15 protein-coding genes are annotated in these 13852 nt (G+C 64.3%); 12 read left to right on the forward strand and 3 right to left on the reverse strand.

Going from position 1 to position 13852, the window contains the following annotated elements:
- The first annotated feature begins 10 nt into the window (after positions 1 to 10).
- Complete coding sequence (htpG, locus tag KMZ68_RS04940) at positions 11 to 1885, forward strand: molecular chaperone HtpG (protein ID WP_215614759.1); 1875 nt, start codon at positions 11 to 13, stop codon at positions 1883 to 1885.
- A gap of 92 nt (positions 1886 to 1977) precedes the next feature.
- On the forward strand, positions 1978 to 3132 hold the full coding sequence (locus KMZ68_RS04945) for a DUF3095 domain-containing protein (RefSeq protein ID WP_215614760.1): 1155 nt from the start codon (positions 1978 to 1980) through the stop codon (positions 3130 to 3132).
- A 339-nt stretch (positions 3133 to 3471) separates the two neighbouring features.
- Here the strand turns inward: KMZ68_RS04945 and KMZ68_RS04950 are convergent, their stop codons facing one another.
- The 3 genes from KMZ68_RS04950 to KMZ68_RS04960 all read right to left on the reverse strand — a co-directional run bounded on the left by KMZ68_RS04950 (position 3472) and on the right by KMZ68_RS04960 (position 5581).
- Positions 3472 to 3897, reverse strand: coding sequence for a hypothetical protein (locus KMZ68_RS04950; RefSeq protein WP_371741412.1), 426 nt, complete (start codon positions 3895 to 3897; stop codon positions 3472 to 3474).
- A gap of 305 nt (positions 3898 to 4202) precedes the next feature.
- A complete protein-coding gene (locus KMZ68_RS04955; RefSeq protein WP_215614762.1) occupies positions 4203 to 4991 on the reverse strand; it encodes an SDR family NAD(P)-dependent oxidoreductase in 789 nt (262 codons plus the stop codon).
- 80 nt (positions 4992 to 5071) lie between these two features.
- Complete coding sequence (locus KMZ68_RS04960) at positions 5072 to 5581, reverse strand: winged helix-turn-helix transcriptional regulator (RefSeq protein WP_215614763.1); 510 nt, start codon at positions 5579 to 5581, stop codon at positions 5072 to 5074.
- A gap of 115 nt (positions 5582 to 5696) precedes the next feature.
- On the opposite strand from KMZ68_RS04960, the gene KMZ68_RS04965 reads away from it, so the two are divergent.
- The 10 genes from KMZ68_RS04965 to tolB all read left to right on the forward strand — a co-directional run bounded on the left by KMZ68_RS04965 (position 5697) and on the right by tolB (position 13731).
- On the forward strand, positions 5697 to 6242 hold the full coding sequence (locus KMZ68_RS04965; protein ID WP_215614764.1) for a dihydrofolate reductase family protein: 546 nt from the start codon (positions 5697 to 5699) through the stop codon (positions 6240 to 6242).
- 207 nt (positions 6243 to 6449) lie between these two features.
- Positions 6450 to 6866 carry a YciI family protein gene (locus KMZ68_RS04970; protein ID WP_215616195.1) on the forward strand — a complete coding sequence of 139 codons (417 nt, stop codon included), beginning with the start codon at positions 6450 to 6452 and terminating at the stop codon, positions 6864 to 6866.
- A gap of 32 nt (positions 6867 to 6898) precedes the next feature.
- Positions 6899 to 7315, forward strand: coding sequence for a YciI family protein (locus tag KMZ68_RS04975; RefSeq protein ID WP_215614765.1), 417 nt, complete (start codon positions 6899 to 6901; stop codon positions 7313 to 7315).
- Between the two features lie 72 nt (positions 7316 to 7387).
- On the forward strand, positions 7388 to 8122 hold the full coding sequence (locus KMZ68_RS04980) for a TetR/AcrR family transcriptional regulator (RefSeq protein WP_215614766.1): 735 nt from the start codon (positions 7388 to 7390) through the stop codon (positions 8120 to 8122).
- A 105-nt stretch (positions 8123 to 8227) separates the two neighbouring features.
- The gene (locus KMZ68_RS04985; RefSeq protein WP_215614767.1) at positions 8228 to 8704 is read left to right on the forward strand and encodes a DUF2852 domain-containing protein; all 477 of its coding nucleotides are present in this window, start codon (positions 8228 to 8230) and stop codon (positions 8702 to 8704) included.
- Between the two features lie 171 nt (positions 8705 to 8875).
- Complete coding sequence (locus tag KMZ68_RS04990; RefSeq protein ID WP_215614768.1) at positions 8876 to 9634, forward strand: serine O-acetyltransferase; 759 nt, start codon at positions 8876 to 8878, stop codon at positions 9632 to 9634.
- 413 nt (positions 9635 to 10047) lie between these two features.
- Positions 10048 to 10761, forward strand: a complete 714-nt coding sequence (tolQ, locus tag KMZ68_RS04995) for a protein TolQ (protein WP_215605005.1) — start codon at positions 10048 to 10050, stop codon at positions 10759 to 10761.
- Positions 10762 to 10857: 96 nt separating this feature from the next.
- Positions 10858 to 11328, forward strand: a complete 471-nt coding sequence (locus KMZ68_RS05000) for a biopolymer transporter ExbD (protein WP_215614769.1) — start codon at positions 10858 to 10860, stop codon at positions 11326 to 11328.
- A 54-nt stretch (positions 11329 to 11382) separates the two neighbouring features.
- Positions 11383 to 12315, forward strand: a complete 933-nt coding sequence (locus tag KMZ68_RS05005; protein WP_215614770.1) for a cell envelope integrity protein TolA — start codon at positions 11383 to 11385, stop codon at positions 12313 to 12315.
- Positions 12316 to 12393: 78 nt separating this feature from the next.
- Positions 12394 to 13731 carry a Tol-Pal system beta propeller repeat protein TolB gene (tolB, locus tag KMZ68_RS05010; protein ID WP_215616196.1) on the forward strand — a complete coding sequence of 446 codons (1338 nt, stop codon included), beginning with the start codon at positions 12394 to 12396 and terminating at the stop codon, positions 13729 to 13731.
- Positions 13732 to 13852: the final 121 nt, after the last annotated feature.

Consider the following 13852-nt stretch of genomic DNA (forward strand, 5'->3'; position numbering starts at 1 on the left):
GAGATCGACAATGACCACCACTGCCGACACCGCCCCCGTTTCCCAGCCGTTCCAGGCCGAGGTCGCCGAACTGCTGCACTTGATGGTGCATTCGGTCTATTCGGAAACCGACATCTTCCTGCGCGAATTGATCTCGAACGCTTCCGACGCCTGCGACAAGCTGCGCTACGAGGCGATCGCGAACCCTGCGCTGATCGCGGACGGGGCGCCGCCCGAGATCCGCATCGTGCCGGACAAGAAGGCCGATACGCTCAGCGTTGTCGATACCGGCATCGGCATGGACCGGCAGGAGCTGATCGACCATCTCGGCACCATCGCCCGCTCCGGCACCAAATCATTCCTGGCGCGGCTGACCGAGGCCAAGGACGGCGCCGGCCTGATCGGCCAGTTCGGCGTCGGCTTCTATTCCGCCTTCATGGTCGCCGACCGCATCGTGGTGACCAGCCGCCGCGCCGGCGCCGGCGAGGTCTGGACCTGGACCTCGTCGGGCGGGTCCGGTTTCGAAATCGCGCCGGGCAGCGAGGAAGACGCAAAACGCATCGCGCGCGGCACCGAGATCGTGCTGCACCTCAAGCCCGACGCGAAGAAATATCTCGAGACGCACGAGATCGAGCGCATCGTCCGCGCCTATTCCGACAACATCCAGTTTCCGATTCAGCTGGTGCCGGAAGAAGGCGAGCCGAGCCAGATCAATTCGGCGAGCGCGCTGTGGCAGCGGTCGAAGTCGGAGTTGAAGCCGGAAGACTACGCCACGGCCTACAAGCAGATCGCGCACGCCTTCGACGAGCCGGCGATGACGCTGCATTACCGCGCCGAGGGCCGCTATTCCTATGCGGTGCTGCTGTTTGCGCCCTCGACCAAGCCGTTCGACCTGTTCGAGCCGGAGCGCAAGGGCAGGGTGAAACTCTATGTCCGCCGTGTCTTCATCACCGACGATGCCGACCTGTTGCCGGCTTACTTGCGCTTCATCCGCGGCGTGGTCGACAGCGAGGACCTGCCGCTCAACCTTTCGCGCGAGATGCTGCAGAACAATCCGCAGCTGGCGCAGATCCGCAAGGCGGTGACCGGCCGCGTGGTCAGCGAGTTGGAAACGCTCGGCGACAAGGAGCCGGAGAATTTCGCCAAGATCTGGGACGCCTTCGGCCCCGTCATCAAGGAAGGCATCTACGAGGATTTCGAGCGGCGCGAGAAGCTGCTGGCGCTGTCGCGTTTCACCACCACCGCTGGCGAGAACCGCTCGCTGAAGCAATATATCGCCGACCTCAAGCCCAACCAGACCGAGGTGTATTTCCTGGCCGGCGACAGCATCGAGCGGCTGAAGTCCAATCCCAAGCTGGAATCGGCCGCCGCCCGCGGCATCGAGGTGTTGCTGCTGACCGATCCGGTCGACGCGTTCTGGACCTCGGCAGCCCTTGATTTCGAAGGCAAGCCGCTGAAGTCGCTGAGCCAGGGCGATATCGATTTCGGCCTGATCCCGCTGCTCGACGAGCACAAGGACGAGACCAAACCGGACGCCGACGAGGCTTCGATCATCGCCGTGATCAAGGCGACGCTCGGCGAGCGCGTCTCCGACGTCCGCGCCTCGCAGCGGCTGACCTCGAGCGCGTCGTGTCTGGTCGCCGGCAGCCACGGTCCTGACCGCGAGCTCGAACGCCTGCTGGCGCGGCAAAATCGCGGCGCCGGCTCCAAGCCGATCCTCGAGATCAATCTGCGGCATCCGCTGGTGGCGGCGATCTCCGCCGACAACGCCGCGTCCGCCGACCTGTCGTTCCTGCTGCTGGAGCAGGCGCAAATCCTCGACGGCGAATTGCCGGAGGACCCGGCGGCCTTTGCCGGCCGGCTCAACCGGTTGGTGCTGCAGGGGGTGGCGAAGGCGGACGGGTAAATCGGAGGCTGGGTTTGGTTCAATGCCATGAACCCAAATGCAAGGGTTGACCGTATCTGATAGAGGGTTTGCACAGGGGCGCTTCCACAGCCATGACCACACCCACCGGCCACGACACCTTCTACGGCTCCATCCCGGTCTTTCGCGGTTTTGCGAGCCTGATGGAGCCTGCGCTGTATTCGGCGCTGCCGGATGACTGGACCATCGGGATCGCCGATATCGTGGAATCGACCAGGGCGATCGCGCAGGCGCGCTACAAGGCGGTCAACATGGCCGGCGCCTCTGTGATCGCGGCGGTCGCCAATGCGCTGGAGGGGCGCGAATTTCCCTTCGTGTTTGGCGGCGACGGCGCGAGCTTCGCGGTCGCGCCCGGCGATCTCGAACGCACCCGCGAGGCGATGGCGGCGACCGCAACCTGGGTCGAGGAGAGCCTCGACCTCGTGATGCGGGTGGCGCTGGTGCCGGTTGCGGCGGTGCGGGCGCAGGGCCTCGATGTCCGCGTCGCCCGGTTCGGCCCGTCGGCCAATCTTTCCTATGCGATGTTTTCCGGCGGTGGCCTCGGCTGGGCGGAAGCCGCGATGAAGCGCGGCGAGTTCGCGGTGGAGAAGGCCGTGCCCGGCACCCAGCCCGATCTCACCGGCCTGTCGTGCCGGTTCGAGGAAATTCCGTCCGCGCGCGGACTGATCCTGTCGGTGCTGGTGGTGCCCGCGCGCGCTGCCGAGCCTTCAGCCTTTCGGAAAGTCATCGAGAACCTCGTCGCGCTGGTCGAGCGCAGCCCGGATGCCGGGCGGCCGGTGCCGCCGGACGGCCCGCCGCTGAAATGGCCGCCGGCCGGAGTCGAGTACGAAGCACGCGCGGGGCGCGGCGGGTCGCTGCTGCGGCGGCGCGCCTTCGTGCTCGCCAACACGCTGTTCGCCTATGTCATCATGCGCTTCGGCATCAGCGTCGGCGGCTTCGTGCCGAAGACCTATGTGCGGCAGGTGGTGGAGAATTCCGACTTCCGCAAATACGACGACGGATTGCGCATGATCCTCGACTGCACGCCGGAGCTGGAAAGCGCGCTGACGAAAGTCCTGGCCGCGGCGGCTGCGGCGGGAACCGTGCACTATGGCCTGCACCGGCAGGACGCGGCGATGATGACCTGCTTCACGCCCTCGGCGCTGCGCAGCGACCACGTGCATTTCATCGACGGCGCGCGCGGCGGCTACGCCTCGGCGGCATCCGCGCTGAAAGCGATGGCGGCGTGAAAGTCCCTTATGGTGAGGAGGCGCGTTCCCGGCAGCGCAATTGCGCTGTCCGGTGCGCCGTCTGAGGGTCGTGGAAGACTTCGGGCGCCACGAGATCGCGAAGGCATGTGTGCGGTTAAACCCTCTTGCGTCGTCCCTGCGAACGCAGGGACCCCAGCGTGAGCGCAATTGCGCTCATCGCGGCGCCGCGGCCCATCGGTGAGACGCAGGCGTGAGATACCTTCTGCAACAACAAACGACGGTGGCTATGGGTCCCTGCGTTCGCAGGGACGACACTGAGAGAGCCAACGGGTCGGCGCGAAGCGCCGCCCGATGACAGGCTCCGCGAAATCAGGTGCTTCACCGGCACGCAGGATAGATCGCCGCGAGTTCGCGCCCGCGCAACAGCAGCAGGCGCGAGGTCAATCCGCCGCGGCGGCTGATCCAGCCTTGTACGGCGGAGGGATATGCGGCCAGCACCAGCCTGGATGCTTCCGGCTCGGCTGAGATGCGGCCGCGCCGGTCGATCGATCGCGCGGCGTGGAACCCGAGCACCGCCCGGCGCGTCACGCAGATGCGGTCGGTCGGCACCGTGCTCAGCACCAGCGTGCAGGCCGACAGGCACGGCCCGTCGATCACGACGCGTTCGCCCGAGGCGCGCACGCGCTCGAACAGTTCGAGAAACGGGCCGACCTCGCCGCCCGGACTGGAGAGGATACGGATCTCGGCCCCGGCCGGCGGCGGGATCGTTGCCCCCAGCACGGCTGCGAGAAGGATTGTTTTCATGACGGCCGATCGCATCATGAGCGGCTTCTCCAAAACGATCACGGATGAATTAGTCAACCGCGATCCGCCGGACAAGGTTCCGTCAGGGTCAACCGGCGCTGACGGCTAAAGCCATTTCCACTTCCGATGCTCCATCCTTCGAGACGCATCGCGGAGCCTGTCATCGGGCGCGCATTCGCGCGACCCGTTGGCGATGCTCCTCAGGATGAGGTCTCAGTCCCTCATGGTGAGGAGCGCGTCTTCGCGCGTCTCGAACCATGAGGCCCCGCTAGAAGCGTACTGGTTCGTGCGAGCTTGAAAACGCTCTACCCGTTGCGCCGCTCGCCGCGCAGCGTCGGCAGGCCGATCCCGGCGGCATCGAAACCGCCGTCGACGGCGAGAATTTGCCCGGTGATGTAGCTGGCGCGGTCGCTGCACAGGAAGAACACCGCCTCCGCCAGTTCCTCTTCGAGGCCGTAACGGTTGAGCGGGATGGCGTCGTGATAATCGGCGCGGATTTCCGGGGTGTGGACCTGCTTGGCCATCGCGGTCTCGACCGGGCCGGGCGCGACGCCGTTGACGCGAATGCCGAGCGAAGCCAGCTCGACGGCGAGTTGCTTGGTCAGATGCGCGAGCCCGGCCTTGCTGGTGCCGTAGGCCGAGCGCAGGGTCGAGGCGCGTACCGCCGAGATCGAGGTGATGTTGACGATGGCGCCGCCGCCATGTTCGCGCATCAAAGGTGCGGCCGCCTTGGTGCACAGGAACGGCCCGGTGAGGTTGACCTGCAGGATCCGGCTCCAGTCCGCGTCCGACGTTTCCAACAGCGGCGCGAACACCGCGATGCCGGCATTGTTGACCAGGGCGTCGAGCCGGCCGAAGCGCTGGCCAACCTGGGTGAGGGCGTCCGCCACGGCAGCGGCGTCGGAGACGTCGCAATGCAGCGCCATCGTGGCGTCGGGGTTGGAAAGCCCCGCGACCGCGCCCTGCAGCAGCGCGCCCTCGATGTCGAGCAGCGCCACGCGCCAGCCCTCGGCGAGAAACCGTTTGGCCACCGCGAGCCCGATGCCGCGCGCGGCGCCGGTGACGAGTGCGACTTTTTGCGGGGCAGGGGGCATCGGTGTTCCATTCGCGATTGATGAATTTGCGTCTCTATAACCGATGCCGATGGCCGTGTCCCGGATCGGTGCGGGCGCCTCTATCCCGTCTTCGCCTTTCTCGCCACCACTTTCTGGTACGCCGCCTGCAAGCGTTCCCCGACGTTCGGCCCCGCTTTCCGGCGCCGCTTCACGCCCAGGTGAATCTCGCGCAATTCGTCCATGAATTCCGCCCACATTTTCGGGCCGCCTTCGCTCAAGAGTTTTGCGCGGATGCCGAGTTCTTCGGTCACGGGCAGATATTTGAATCCCCAGCCTGACATCTGCGCCAGAATCGGCAGCAGTTCTATGCCCTGGCCGGTCAGCGAGTAGATTCCCTTCTGCTTGTGGCTGGGGTCGTCGTCGCGCGTGATGATGCCCTGGTCGAGCAGTGTCCTCAGCCGGTCGGCGAGGATGTTGGAGGAAATGCCTTCTTCGGATTTGGTCAACAGCTCGCGAAAATGCCGCCGGTTGCCGAACATCATGTCGCGGATGATCAGCAGGCTCCATTTATCGCCGACCACCTCGAGCGTGAGGTTGATCGGGCAGCCAGAGCGCTTTTGCTCGGTCATGACGCTGTCCAGAACATGCGGCGGAAATGCCACGGAAAAACCGCTTGCAATATTGCACCAAATGACATCAAACTACAACCAGTTGCAAAATGAGAACGGTTTGAGAGAGGGCGGTATGGCGAAGCTGATCATGTGGAATCTGATGACGCTGGATGGTTTCTTCGAAGGGCCGAACCGCGACATCTCCTGGCATGAGGATGTCTGGGGCGAGGAACTTGAGGCGCTCTCGATCGAGCAGCTGAAATCCGCCGGCGGGTTGATGTTCGGCCGCGTCACCTATGAGTTGATGGCGAACTACTGGCCGAACGCTGCCGGCGAGGTCGCGGACTTCATGAATGCGTCGCCAAAATATGTGTTCTCGCGCACGCTGGCAAAATCCGACTGGAACAACACGCAAGCGTTCGGCGTTGACCTGCCCGGCGCGGTCGCCCGACTGAAGCGCGAGAGCGCCAAGGATATCTTTCTGTTCGGCAGCGCGGACCTTTCGGCAAGCCTGATCCCGCACGGGCTGATCGACGAATTCCGGATCGCGCTGAACCCGGTCATCCTCGGCGGCGGTACGCCGCTGTTCAAGCCGGGCGAGCGCGTCAAGCTCAGGCTGATCGACTCGCGGGCGCACTCGACCGGCGTCGTGATCTTGCGCTACGAACCGGCGACATGACGGGAGGGCACGATGTCCGATCACGCGCTGCCAACGTGTTCCTCACCATGAGGGAGATGGGTCTGTCGCCCACGCAGGCTCCGCAATTACCTCCAAAATAATTTCGCAGGACATGTCGGTGCCGCAAAGTCCCGCTCGTCTTGTTGACGAGCGACGGTTCGGCAGGCAACCAGCGGAACCGGCCCATGACAGAACCGGAGCGTGACGATGCGATTTATGGTGATCGTGAAGGCCAGCAAGGACAGCGAAGCAGGCGTCATGCCGAGCACGGAACTGCTGACCGCGATGGGCAAGTTCAACGAACAGATGGTCAAGGCCGGCGTCATGCTGGCGGGCGAGGGCCTGCACCCGACGCCGAAGGGGGCCCGGATCAAATATTCCGGAAAAACGCCTGATGTCAGCCATGGTCCGTTCCCCCTGACCAACGATCTGGTGGCCGGGTTCTGGCTGATTCAGGTGAAGTCGCGCGACGAGGCGATCGCATGGATGAAGCGCGCCCCGTTCGACGGCGGCGCGGAAATCGAAATCCGGCAGATTTTCGATGCCGAGGATTTCGGCGTGGCGCTGACGCCCGAACTGCGCGAGCAGGAGGAGCGTCTGCGCGCCCAAGTGGGGAAGAAATAGAAGCGGGCGATTGCAACAAGGGACCGCCGACCATGCGATTCATGATGCTGATGATTCCCTTGGGCTATGAGACCGCGCCGCCGGATATCCAGCTCGACCCCGGGCGGGTGGCCGCGATGATGAAATACAACGAGGCCCTGAACGACGCCGGCGTCCTGATCACGCTCGACGGCCTGCATCCGCCGTCGATGGGCGCGCGGGTGTCGTTTGCAACCGGCAAGCCGCTGGTGACCGACGGTCCCTTCGCGGAAGCCAGGGAAGTGCTCGGCGGCTACTGGATGATCGAGGTGGCCTCGCGCGACGAGGCGATCGCCTGGGCCACGAAGTGCCCGGCCTCCGAGAACGAGATCATCGAAATCCGCCAGGTGCAGGAAATGACCGATTTTTCGGAGGAAGTGCAGCAGGCGGCCGCCGGGTTCGCCGAGCTGCGAGAGGCGAGCGGGCGTTAATCTCTATGAGCGGCCGTTCCCGGAGTACGCCGCTAGTGACCTTTGCCGCCGGCTCATGTAAAAGCCTTTCACATGAGTTGGCGCAAGGAACAGCGCCGCGCCGAGCGCGGCTACCACCACGGCAATCTGAAGGAGGCGCTGCTGCAGGCGGCGCTCGGGCTGATTGCGGAAAAAGGCGCGGCCGGCTTCACCTTTGCCGATGCCGCGCGGATGGCCGGCGTCAGCCCGGCCGCACCCTACCGGCATTTTCGCGACCGCGACGAACTGCTTTCCTCGATCGCCCAGCGCGGCTTCGAGCAGTTCGAGGCGACGCTGACGCAAGCCTGGGATGACGGGCGTCCGGACACCGTCACGGCGTTCGAACGGGTCGGCAAGGCCTACCTCGCTTTTGCCCGCAACGAGCCGGCGTTCTATTCGGCGATGTTCGAATCGGGGCTTCCCGTCGACCATAATCCGACATTGCAGGCCGCCAGCGAACGCGCTTTCGGCATCATCCGCGCCGCTGCCGAGCGCCTTGCGGCGCTGGCGCCGCCCGGCGTGCCGCGGCCGCCGGCGATGATGATGGCCCTGCATATCTGGTCGATGTCGCACGGCGTGGCGTCGCTGTTCGGACGCGGCGACGCCGCACGCCGCAAGCTGCCGATGTCGCCGGAAGATCTCCTGGAAGCGCAGGTGCTGATCTATCTGCGCGGTCTCGGCTTCCCGACCGACCGCAGGCCGTCCGGCCAGAACGACCCGGCGGCGGCCACTCCGCCGCCCGTCCCGCCCGCAGGCGCGCCATCAGGTCCCTGGGGCACCCCAAAATAAATTCGCGGGCGCCGCTGGCGCCCGGCTTGACAAAAATCCGGGATGGTTTAGGTATGTAAATGTTATTTACATTCACAACGGCGTGATGCCGTCATGGAGAGGGAAATGGCCTACACCGCAGATGTCAATCGATGGCGCGGCCCGGATAGCGAGCCCCACCGCCCGCATATGCTGGATTCGCCCTGGCACCCCGGCTGGATCGCCGTGACCGTGCTCGGCTTCATCATCTGGTGGCCGATCGGGCTTGCCCTTCTCTTTTTCACACTCGGGAGCAGAAAAATGGGTTGCTGGAGTCATCAGGACCGCTGGTCGAACAAGATGGAGCGGATGCAGGACAAGATGGAGCGGATGCGCGGCCGCATGGAGCGCCGCGGCTTCGGCTTCGGCGGCCCGCCGTCGAGCGGCAACCGCGCCTTCGACGAATACCGCGTGGAAACGTTGCGGCGCCTCGAGGAAGAGCAGGTCGAATTCCGCGACTTCCTCGATCGCCTGCGCCACGCCAAGGACAAGGCCGAGTTCGACCAGTTCATGGCGCAGCACAAGCAGCGTCCGACCCCGCCGAACGATCAGCCCCAGGGCTGAGTTCTCCGAAAGCCAAAGCCTCAGGCGCGGTGCCCCCATAGCGCCTGACGGCAACGAGCCGCCCGTTTGCGAAAAGCAGACGGGCGGTTTGCTTTTGCGCCTTCCCTTTGTGCTGGTGCTGTTTCTTAATGCGGCTTAAATTTCGAACCGGCGCGATCCAGGGCGAACGGCATGAACGCAATTGCACCAGGCGACCAGCTTTGGCTGTCCGTTCGCCGTGAGGCCGAAACCGTCCTCGCCAGCGATCCCGGTTTTAGCGGCTCATTATCGGCCGCGATCCTCGATCACCCTGACCTCGGTAGCGCGGTGGCTCATCAAATCGGCCAACGACTGGGCAAGGGCGCGGCCGACCGCCAGCAGTTCTCCCGCGTTGCCCGTGAGGTGTTTCGCGCCGCGCCCGATCTGATCGATGCAGTGAGCCGCGATCTGCAAGGCATTGCCATCCACGATCCCGCGACGACCGGACTGTTGCCGCCGCTCCTGAACTTCAAGGGATACGTCGCCCTGCAGGCTTGGCGCGTGTCCAATTGGCTCTGGCGTCAGGACCGCACCGACCTCGCTTTGATGCTGCAAAGCCTGTCATCCGATTCCCTTCAAGTAAGCATCCACCCCTCGGCGTCGATCGGAACGTCGGTTTTTCTCGATCATGCCACCGGCATCATCGTCGGCGCGTTCGTCACCATCGGTGACGAGGTGACGATCATGCAGAGCGTGACGATCGGACGGAAGCCGGAAAATCCGGATCGCGCCCCGCGGATCGGCAAAGGCGTCTTGCTCAGCTCCGGAGCAACCATTCTCGGCGATGTTCACATCGGCGACTTTGCCAAGGTCGGCGCCGGGGCGGTGGTGACCAGCGACGTGCCGGGCGGCTGTACCGCTCTCGGAATTCCGGCGCGCCTTATCAACTGCCCCGAAGAGGTATCCCGTTAGGGCGCGAGGGGGATGGGACGACGGCTGATTTCCTTCTCGGAACACGTGCATCCTTACTTTGCATGGGGTTGTTTTCGCGATTTTTGAAAGCACCCTGCGGCAGGCCTCGCGCCGGGTCGGGGGGCGCCGGATGGCTATGTTCCGCCGCCGCCATTTGACGCCGCCGAATTCCCCTTTGGTAACCGCCCGTTAACCATGATTAGCGTCTGGTTAGGGACGTAATGACGCGCGAAAAGCCCTCGTTTTGACATGTTGGCAGGGGATGCAGGATCCGGCTTTGGACGGGCCCCCCATGCGACACACAACAAGGCTCTCGCGCTGGCGTTTACCGCCGCGGCTGACGCGCGGCTGTGGAACCGGCAGCCAATTGCTCCCGGGGGATGTGGGACACTTGCGTTGAGAGGATACCGGACATGAATCCCGCCGACGTGGCTCAGTCAGCCTTGCCGCTGGCATCCACCGACGTATCGCTGATCACCCTGTTCCTGCAGGCCCACTGGGTCGTGAAAACGGTCATGCTGGGGCTGCTCGCCTGCTCGGTCTGGGTCTGGGCGATCGCGATCGACAAGATATTCCTGTATGCGCGCACCAAGCGCGCTATGGACCGTTTCGAACAGGCGTTCTGGTCCGGCCAGTCGATCGAGGAGCTTTATCGCGCGCTGTCGGCCAAGCCGACGCAATCGATGGCGGCGTGCTTCGTTGCGGCGATGCGCGAATGGAAGCGATCGTTCGAAAGCCAGTCGCGGTCCTTCGCCGGGCTGCAGATGCGGATCGAGAAGGTCATGAACGTCTCGATCGCCCGCGAAGTGGAACGCCTGGAACGGCGGCTCCTGGTGCTGGCGACGGTCGGCTCGGCGGGTCCCTTCGTCGGCCTGTTCGGCACGGTCTGGGGCATCATGTCGAGCTTCCAGTCGATTGCGGCCTCCAAGAATACCTCCCTGGCGGTGGTGGCCCCGGGCATCGCGGAGGCGCTGTTTGCCACCGCCATCGGCCTTATCGCCGCAATTCCGGCGACTATTTTCTACAATAAGTTCACCTCCGAGGTGAACCGCCAGGCCCAGCGGCTGGAAGGCTTCGCCGACGAATTTTCAGCGATCCTGTCGCGCCAGATCGACGAACGGGCATGATCCCGAAAAGTGGAAACCGGTTTTCGGACAAGATCATGCCCCCGGACAAACGGCGTGAGGGGCGGTATATGATGGGCAGATCGTGAGCAGCAGATCATGGCGATGAACATGGCAAGTTCGTCCGGCGGCGGCGGGCGCCGCGGCCGGCGCAAGCCGGTGATGGCCGAGATCAACGTCACGCCGATGGTCGACGTCATGCTGGTGCTGCTGATCATCTTCATGGTGGCGGCGCCGCTGATGACGTCGACGATCGATATCGACCTGCCGGTCGCCAGCGGCGGCAAGTCGTTGGCATCCAACCAGCCGCCGTTGACGTTGTCCGTCAAGCGCACCGGTGGAAGCTGCAATTCGAATGTCGAGCTCTACCTTGGGGATACGCTGATTTCGGCCGCCGACTTGCCGCCGAAAATCAAGGCGATCCGGGGAACGCGGTCCGACGCCGAGAGCGTCGTCTATCTGCGCGGCGACAAGGACGTCTGCTATACTGATATGATGAAATTGCTGGGCACCATTCGAACCGCGGGTTTCAAGGCGAATATCGTCATCATTCCCGAGCAGGGGGGTTGATCGTGAGGCGGCACCAGATCAGCCTTCGGCTGAAGGCGGAGCGGGAAAGCTGAAGTGAAGGTCAAGGTCGACAAGACGCTGGTTGCCTCGGTTGCCCTGCACGTCCTCGTGCTGGGGTGGGGACTGGTGTCGTTTTCGTCCAAGGCCTTCGACCTGATGCCGGAAGAGTCGGTGCCGGTGGACGTCATTTCGTCCGACCAGCTCGCCAAGGTCATGGCCGGCATGAAGACCGGCAAGAAGGAAAATCCCAAGCCGCTCGTGGAGAAAGTCGCCGAGGCCAAGCCCGTCGAAGACGCCGTCGGCAAGATCACCGAAAAGGCGCCGGTCGTGACCGACACCGCCCCGCCGCCGACGCCGAAGGTCGAGGAAAAGCAGGTCGAGAAGAAACCCGACCCGCCGAAGCCGATCGCCGAGGCCAAGCCGAAGGAAGAGCCGAAGCCGGTCGAAAAGAAGCCCGACCCTAAGGTCGATCCGATCGCGGAAGCGATCAAGAAGGAAGAGAAGAAGCCGCCGAAACCGCCGGTGCAGGCCGCCAAGCCGCCCGAGCCGGCCAAACCCAAGACCGAGCGGCACTTCGATCAGTCGAAGATCGCAGCCCTGCTCGACAAGCGCGATCCCTCGAGGCAGGCGGTGACCGGCGACACGCTGAATTCCAACGCCGCGCTCGGCCTCGCCAAGGGCAAGGCTGCCGATAATTCCGCGACATGGGGCGCGATGTTCCAGTCGCAGGTCGAGCGCTGCTGGAAGAAGCCCTATGGTGGTATCGAGGCCCAGAAATCCGAGGCCGTTTTCGCGATCAGATTGAAGCGCGACGGCACGCTGGAGGGCATGCCGGTTCCGGAAGGCACGCCGGCCACGCCTTACCTGCGCGTCTATCAGGAGAGCGCCTTGCGCGCGATCATCGAGTGCCAGCCGTACAAGCTGCCCGCGGCCTATTTCGATGAATGGAAATATTTTGCGCCGGTGTTCACCGAGCGAAAGACTTGAAAGCCGGTCGCGCTGTCGACGACCGCCAATATGGAACGAAGTCCGCAAACAATGACTGACAAGAACGAATTGCCTGAGATGCCGTTTCGCCTGAGCCGCCGGCAGCTGATTTCTGGAATGGCCGCGCTCGGCATGGTGACGGGCGGCTCCGCCCGCAATGCCTTCGCCCAGGGGCCAAAGCGGGTGGTCATTCCCGAGGGCGACTTCGCGCCGCTTCCGATCGCAATCCCGAACTTTGCGGCGGGAACGCCTGGTGATGCCGAGGTCGGCGTCGGCGTGACCCAGGTCATCACCAACAACCTCAAGCGCAGCGGATTGTTCGCGCCGATCGACCAGGCGGCCTACATCGAAAAGGTCATCAATATCGACGCGGCGCCGCAGTTCCAGAACTGGAAGACCATCAACGCGCAGGCGCTGGTGACCGGCCGCATGACCCGCCAGAACGACGGGCGGCTGAAGGCCGAATTCCGCCTCTGGGACGTCAACACCGCTCAGCAGCTCGCTGGCCAGCAGTACTTCACCTCGCCGGAATACTGGCGGCGGATCGCGCATATCATTTCCGACCAGATCTACGAGCGCCTGACCGGCGAGAAGGGCTATTTCGACAGCCGCGTGGTGTTCGTGGACGAGACCGGCTCCAAGGAGCGGCGCGTCAAGCGGCTGGCGCTGATGGACCAGGACGGCGCCAACGTCCGCTATTTGACCAGGGGCGCCGATCTGGTGCTGACGCCGCGGTTCTCGCCGTCGACCCAGGAAATCACCTATATGGAATTCGGCCAGGGCGACCCGCGCGTCTACCTGTTCAACATCGAGACCGGGCAGCGCGAGATCGTCGGCAATTTTCCCGGCATGTCGTTCTCGCCGCGCTTCTCGCCGGACGGCCAGCGCGTGATCATGAGCCTGCAGCAGGGCGGCAATTCGAACCTGTTCGTGATGGATCTGCGCTCGAAATCGACCACCCGCCTGACCGACACGCCGGCGATCGACACCTCGCCGTCCTATTCGCCCGACGGCACACGGATCTGTTTCGAATCCGACCGCGGAGGCAAGCCGCAGATCTATGTGATGGCGGCGACCGGCGGGCCGGCGCAGCGCATATCGTTCGGCGAGGGGAGCTATTCGACGCCGGTGTGGTCGCCGCGCGGCGATTACATCGCCTTCACCAAGCAGGGCGGCGGACAGTTTTCCATCGGCATCATGAAGACCGACGGTTCGGGCGAGCGGCTTCTCACCTCCGGGTTCCACAATGAGGGCCCGACCTTTGCGCCGAACGGCCGCGTCGTGATGTTCTTCCGCGATCCCGGCGGCAGCGGCGGACCTTCGCTCTACACGGTGGACATTTCCGGACGTAATGAACAGAAGGTTCCGACCCCGGGGTTCGCGTCCGATCCGGCCTGGTCGCCGCTGTTATCCTGAATTCGGCGCCGACACCCTCCGCTTTGGCGCAACGCCGCTGCCGGTGCCCGGCAAAGCTTGCCTAGCTTGCTGAATTAGCGGGCACATTTCCGTTTTTCGAAGACCGTGAAAAGGATACGGT

Origin of the sequence: Bradyrhizobium sediminis (genome assembly GCF_018736105.1) — a bacterium.
In the GTDB taxonomy this organism is placed as follows: Bacteria; Pseudomonadota; Alphaproteobacteria; order Rhizobiales; family Xanthobacteraceae; genus Bradyrhizobium.

Bases quoted from the DNA above. Each gene is read 5' to 3' on its own strand.
- htpG (WP_215614759.1), top strand. From the start codon at position 11: ATGACCACCACTGCCGACACCGCCCCCGTTTCCCAGCCGTTCCAGGCC.
- KMZ68_RS04945 (WP_215614760.1), top strand. From the start codon at position 1,978: ATGACCACACCCACCGGCCACGACACCTTCTACGGCTCCATCCCGGTC.
- KMZ68_RS04950 (WP_371741412.1), bottom strand. From the start codon at position 3,897: ATGAAAACAATCCTTCTCGCAGCCGTGCTGGGGGCAACGATCCCGCCG.
- KMZ68_RS04955 (WP_215614762.1), bottom strand. From the start codon at position 4,991: ATGCCCCCTGCCCCGCAAAAAGTCGCACTCGTCACCGGCGCCGCGCGC.
- KMZ68_RS04960 (WP_215614763.1), bottom strand. From the start codon at position 5,581: ATGACCGAGCAAAAGCGCTCTGGCTGCCCGATCAACCTCACGCTCGAG.
- KMZ68_RS04965 (WP_215614764.1), top strand. From the start codon at position 5,697: ATGGCGAAGCTGATCATGTGGAATCTGATGACGCTGGATGGTTTCTTC.
- KMZ68_RS04970 (WP_215616195.1), top strand. From the start codon at position 6,450: ATGCGATTTATGGTGATCGTGAAGGCCAGCAAGGACAGCGAAGCAGGC.
- KMZ68_RS04975 (WP_215614765.1), top strand. From the start codon at position 6,899: ATGCGATTCATGATGCTGATGATTCCCTTGGGCTATGAGACCGCGCCG.
- KMZ68_RS04980 (WP_215614766.1), top strand. From the start codon at position 7,388: ATGAGTTGGCGCAAGGAACAGCGCCGCGCCGAGCGCGGCTACCACCAC.
- KMZ68_RS04985 (WP_215614767.1), top strand. From the start codon at position 8,228: ATGGCCTACACCGCAGATGTCAATCGATGGCGCGGCCCGGATAGCGAG.
- KMZ68_RS04990 (WP_215614768.1), top strand. From the start codon at position 8,876: ATGAACGCAATTGCACCAGGCGACCAGCTTTGGCTGTCCGTTCGCCGT.
- tolQ (WP_215605005.1), top strand. From the start codon at position 10,048: ATGAATCCCGCCGACGTGGCTCAGTCAGCCTTGCCGCTGGCATCCACC.
- KMZ68_RS05000 (WP_215614769.1), top strand. From the start codon at position 10,858: ATGGCGATGAACATGGCAAGTTCGTCCGGCGGCGGCGGGCGCCGCGGC.
- tolB (WP_215616196.1), top strand. From the start codon at position 12,394: ATGCCGTTTCGCCTGAGCCGCCGGCAGCTGATTTCTGGAATGGCCGCG.